Origin of the sequence: Intrasporangium sp., from assembly GCF_040414665.1 — a bacterium.
Classification (GTDB): domain Bacteria; phylum Actinomycetota; class Actinomycetes; order Actinomycetales; family Dermatophilaceae; genus Intrasporangium.
Genome location: NZ_JBEDUL010000068.1, coordinates 1 through 5,114 on the forward strand (window position 1 = coordinate 1; position 5,114 = coordinate 5,114).

At 67.1% G+C, this 5,114-nt stretch carries 5 protein-coding genes; 1 reads left to right on the top strand and 4 read right to left on the bottom strand.

Annotated features, from left to right (window positions below; translation table 11 throughout):
• Window positions 1–350: 350 nt before the first annotated feature.
• Entirely contained in the window at window positions 351–1,295 is a 945-nt protein-coding gene (locus tag ABF401_RS08045) for a TetR/AcrR family transcriptional regulator (RefSeq protein ID WP_353509030.1), read from the bottom strand.
• Here ABF401_RS08045 and ABF401_RS08050 point away from each other — a divergent pair.
• Complete coding sequence (locus ABF401_RS08050; protein WP_353509031.1) at window positions 1,225–1,425, top strand: hypothetical protein; 201 nt, start codon at window positions 1,225–1,227, stop codon at window positions 1,423–1,425. The genes ABF401_RS08045 and ABF401_RS08050 overlap by 71 nt on opposite strands.
• Before the next feature lie 592 nt (window positions 1,426–2,017).
• On the opposite strand, the gene ABF401_RS08055 is transcribed toward ABF401_RS08050, so the two are convergent.
• From ABF401_RS08055 to ABF401_RS08065, 3 genes are all read right to left on the bottom strand, one after another.
• Window positions 2,018–2,380: a hypothetical protein gene (locus ABF401_RS08055; RefSeq protein ID WP_353509027.1), complete on the bottom strand. Its 363-nt coding sequence runs from the start codon at window positions 2,378–2,380 to the stop codon at window positions 2,018–2,020.
• 132 nt (window positions 2,381–2,512) lie between these two features.
• On the bottom strand, window positions 2,513–3,415 hold the full coding sequence (locus ABF401_RS08060; protein WP_353509028.1) for an NADP-dependent oxidoreductase: 903 nt from the start codon (window positions 3,413–3,415) through the stop codon (window positions 2,513–2,515).
• A 127-nt stretch (window positions 3,416–3,542) separates the two neighbouring features.
• On the bottom strand, window positions 3,543–4,754 hold the full coding sequence (locus ABF401_RS08065; protein ID WP_353509029.1) for a DUF480 domain-containing protein: 1,212 nt from the start codon (window positions 4,752–4,754) through the stop codon (window positions 3,543–3,545).
• Between the last annotated feature and the right edge of the window lie 360 nt (window positions 4,755–5,114).

Here is a 5,114-nt window from a genome sequence, read left to right on the forward strand (position 1 = left end):
CGCAGGAACCCGTGCCACGTCCCCTACCGGCAACCCGGTCGCGAGGTCGAATGGCTCTGACTGACGGAGGCCTACCAGGAGGCGCCAGCTGGAACGACTCGGCGAGCATTGCCTGTCCAACGTCCGCGAACCTTGATCCACCGTCCAGGTTCGGCTCCGCGCTCTCTGGGCCGAATGTTCTGGTTGCTGGGATCGGGTCTAACTGATTCGCCGGTCTGCCCGGCTTTCCACTGTCATTCATTGGGGTCGCGCCGCCGGTGTCCGGGGCCGGGTGGTCAGGCTGGTGCGGTACGGGGTGGCCCGGTAGCGAGGGCAACTAATGCAACGGATCAAGGGCGCGGGACACTAGGTCAGTGAGCCGTTGCCCCAGCAGGCACGCGCATGCCTCGAGGTTCGGGGTCGACCTCGTTGATGCGGACGACGGTCCGCGGGGCCTCCCCACCCCCGTGCGTAGGCCTACCCCCGTTGGCTGGGGAGGCGATGTTCATCAGTCCGGGCAGCACTTGGCTGAGTACGAGTTCAGCCGTGGCTGATGCTGACTCCTGCGGCCAAGTCATGATCCGGAGAAGTAGCGCGTTTGTGTGGTAAGCGCCGACGTCTGCACTTGGCGGATCGGCCCTGAAGGTGCCCGTGCGTTGACCGTGGGCGATGAGCTCGATCATGGGTTTGGTCAGCGGCACGATGCTTCGCACGTCGCTGCGGTCGTCAGGCTTCGGCTGACCACCGACGCTGATCGTTTGCTCCTGGACGGCCGCGAGGAGCGAGATCGTGAGCTTCTGGTGCTTGCGGCCAATCTGAGCCAGTTCGTGGACGTGTCGTGTCAACGCCTCGACCGGATCCCGATTGTGGGCAACGTCCTCCGTCGCTCGCTGGAGGAGTGGTTCGATGATCGGCCGGTAGGCGTGCCCAAGGAGAGACTGCTTGCTGAAGTGACTGAAGGCGGTCGCGACGCCGACACCTGCGTCCTTGGCGACGTCCTCGATCCGGGTGGCTTGCCAGCCGAGATCGGCGAATCGGGCTTGAGCAGCCTTGACCAAGGAGTCCTTTGTTCGTCGCCGCCGCGTCTGGGCGCTGCGCTGGCGGGGGTCAAGCGATTCATCCACCCCGCCACTGTACACGAGTCCCATTCGCAGTCCACCACAATTGGGAGTTGACACCAGACTGGAGTCATATCCAGAATGGCTGTATCGCAACCGCGACTGAACGAAGGTGAGGTGAACCCTTATGAGTCTCATCGTCGCTCTGGTCCTAGCCAGCGTGATCCTCATGTACTGGCGCCAGTTCCTATTCCTCATCGCCTGGGCGTTCCTCGCACTGGTCCTCCTCGGCATCATCTCCATCCTTCACTTCACGGACCAGCAGGCCCCGGCGGCATCGGTCGGCGTGAGCCAGGGGTGCACCCGGCTCACTGGGCCAGTCCCGTAACGCATCGCCAATGAGATGCCCTTGAGCCGGCGGTCACCTCCGGTGTGAGCACAGAAGGCGGCGCCCCCGCCAGCAGTCGAGCCGCGATGGCGTTCTCCACGCTCGCCTCCTCCGACGAGGACTCAATCGCCGTCGACACCGGAGCGAAATGCCGACACCTCCGGCGCCCGTAGCGCCGCGAACCGGCCGAGCGCGTCCACAGCCTGCTGCATGCGACTGGGCCCTGGTGCCTTTGCATTCGTCCGGCAGCGCATGATGAAGTCCCGGCGCAGGACACCGCTGGCGGCGAGGCGACACACCATCAAAAAACCTCATCGCATCCTCCTTGCGCCGAACGCGGCCAAAGCCACGGTGCCCCTGACAACAAATGCGAGAGCGCCGAGAGTACGCGTCGAGCGCGATGACGGGCGGCTCGGTCGAGAGCTGAGCACTTGTCGGGCCTGGGCCGGGTGACCGTCGTCCCAAGGGTGCTGCACGCGACGACCTGCTCCGTCATACCGCCGGCGGGAGCGGCCGCGGTTACTGCCAGGGCGTCGAACGGCCCCTCAACGACGATGACCGTCGCATCGGGCACCGCGGTATTCATGGGCCGCTAGAGGCAGGTGCTCTTATCGAAGAGGGCGGTGTGGGTGGGGTTGCGATACTTCGGCGCCTCGGGGTGGCCGCTGGTGTCGCGACCGACGAACCCCGTGATCCGGCCGTGGGCGTCGCTGACCGGGACGACGAGCCGGTCCCGGAAGGTGTCGATGAGCGTGCCGCGCCGCGAGGGCTGGGCCAGGTCGAGGGTGACCAGTTCATCGTCAGTGACGCCGTGCTCGCGCAGGTGGCATCGACGCCTGTGCGGAAGTCGAGTCCCTTCCCGCCGCCGGGCCGACTCGACATGGCCTGACCTGCTCCGATGTGACAGCGGGGGTATGCAATCGGAGCGGAAACCCGACCGCCAGATCCCAAACATCCCCGCGCTGCGAACCTTCTTTGCGTCGAGTCGTGTGCCGTGGAAGCCGGGGTGTCCGGGTTCGCCGAAGGGAGGCCTGGAGCCCTGCGCTGGCCGCCGTCCACGCGCACAGGCCGGAGCCCGTGCGCATTCTTACGGGCGGACACGGATGATCGTCTTGCCCTTGCGTCGCTCCCTGGAGTTCAGGCTTGCGACGGCGTCGTCGAGGGAGACGACCGTTCCGATGTTCGTGCGCAGTCTCCCGTCCCGCACCCGCTGGACGATCTCGCCGAGCTCGGCTCGATCAGCCTCCACAACGAAATCCACCGCCAGGCCGTCACGGGGCCGGACCTCGACCGGGCCGACGACGGACACCAGCGTTCCTCCAGCCTTGATGAGGGCCGCCGACCGCTTCTGAAGCTCGCCGCCGATGACATCGAAGACCAGATCGACTTCGCCGACGTCTTCCAGCGCGTCGTTCTCGAGGTCAACGAACTCCTGTGCGCCGTACTCGAGCGCCTTCTCACGATCGGCAGCGCGTCCAGTTCCGATGACGAACGCGCCGGCCTCGCGGGCGAGCTGAATCACCATCGTTCCGACTGCGCCGGCCGCGCCATGTGCGAGGACGCTCTGTCCCGCCTGAAGTCGGCCGTGCTGGAAGAGTCCCTGCCACGCCGTCAGCCCGGAGATCGGCAGGGATGCGCCTACCGTGAAGTCGACGTCGCCCGGCAAGGGCGCGAGGTTGCGTGCCTCGACCGCCACGTATTCGGCCAGGGTGCCGTCGCGATGCCAGTCGGCGAGGCCGAACACGCGCTGTCCCACCGACAGCCCCGTCGTGCCGTAGCCGAGCGCGGTGACCACTCCGGCCAGTTCGTGGCCGGGAGTCGACGGGGTTCGGTCACGGCCGGCACGATCGGTCCACGTCGAGGGCCACCCCAGCTCAGTGGAGACAAATCCGGACGCATGAACCTGAACGATGACGTCGTTGATGGCTGCTCGCGGTTCGGGCCGTTCGACCAGCCTCATCCCGGCCGTCCCCGCGCTCTGATCAGTCACCACAATCGCCCTCATCTGGCACCTCCATGTTCCTCACTATTGCCTGCGTGGGGCTTGACCGTCCGGCCATGAATGGACGCGAGGAGGATCTCGACGCCCGTTCGTCCGGCCGGTCGCGGTGACCGCGCTACGTTCGATGCCGGCCGATGACGTACAGACGCTCGGTCGTCTCACCCCTCGCGGTGATGGGTCCCCGCACGTACCACTCGACGTCGACCAGCCCGGCCGCCTCAACCACTCCGACCACGAATGCCGGATCGTGCAGTACGACGTCGAGTTCGACCTCGTGAGCGAACCAGTCCACGAGGTGACGGACCTCCGCGCCCGCGTGCAGGCCGAGGACGAGCCATCCGCCAGGGGCCAGTGGGCGGACCAGCGCACCCACCGCGTCGGCCAACTCGGAGGGTGCCAGATGGATGAGTGAGTACCAGCCCAGGACCGCGGCCCACCCGGAACTCGTCGCCGGACGCATCAGCCGTCGGAGGTCGCCGACCTCGAAGCTGCGCCCGGGGAACCGCCGGCGCGCTTCGGTCACCATCGCCGGTGAGAGGTCGATTCCCATGGCGTCGGCGCCACCCTCCGCCAGATACGCCGTGACATGTCCCGGACCGGAGCCCACCTCCACGACGGGCTGGCCGGCTGCGTGGGCGATCACCCGATCCAGCAGCCAACGCTCGAAGGGCAACCCCCGAAGCTCGTCGGCCAGGGCATCGGCGTAGGCCGTGGCAACCGCGTCATACGACCTGCGCACACGCGCGTCCCGTGCCTCAGCCCCGTCGGTGATCACTGACTCTCGGTCGACAGCGGCTGCCGGGACCACGTCGGCTCGGTGCGGCGTCGGCCCAAGGAGGTGCACCCAACGTCTGTCCTTCTGACCGGCCTGCCGCTCGAGCTCCCGCACGAGAGGCTGCGGGCGCTCCGCCATTCTGTGCAGGCACGCCTCGACCTCGGATCGGTCGGCGAAGGCGTGCAGCCGTTCGGTGCGGGTACGCAGCTCGCCGGGGGCCTGGGCGCCACGCAGCAACAGCACTGTGAGGAGCGCTCGCTCATCCGGGGCGAGCCCGAGCTGCTCGTCGAGGATCTGGTGGTACTTGAGCGTCCGCCGGCCGGTGTCAGCCCACACGATCCGGACCAGCCCCCGATCCCTGAGCGCACGCGCGGTCCGCTCGACGGTCTGCTCGTCGAAGTCGACGACGGGCTCTCGGTTGCTCGTCTGGTTGCACGCGGCCCGCAGCGCATTGGCGGTGAAAGGGTACGACGTCGGCACCGTCGCCTGCTTCTCAAGGAGGCTGCCCAGGACGCGCTGATCCTCGGGACCCAGTACGGGGAGCTCGCTCACCTTCAGACCCTAGATCCGTTTGCCCTCGGCGTCCCAGCGCGGCAGGAGCGGGTGGTTGCCTCCGTCGTAAAGCGAGCTCAGCGGCATACGGAAGATGCCGTATGCCGCTGAGCTTGGTTGGTCTCGATGGTGAGCTGGGCGCGCCCCTTGCTCACCAGCACTTGACCGCGGAAGCCTCCATTGGCGAAGCCAAGGGGCTACGTTCAGAGACATGGTCGACGACGCCTCAACAGCCCGGAGTCCAGTCACGGGGCCCGATGTGGTCATCGTCATGGGTGTGTCGGGTAGCGGGAAGACGACACTCGCAAAAGGGATCTCGACCATCATGGGGTGGGAGTTCGCCGAGGGGGACGCCTTCCA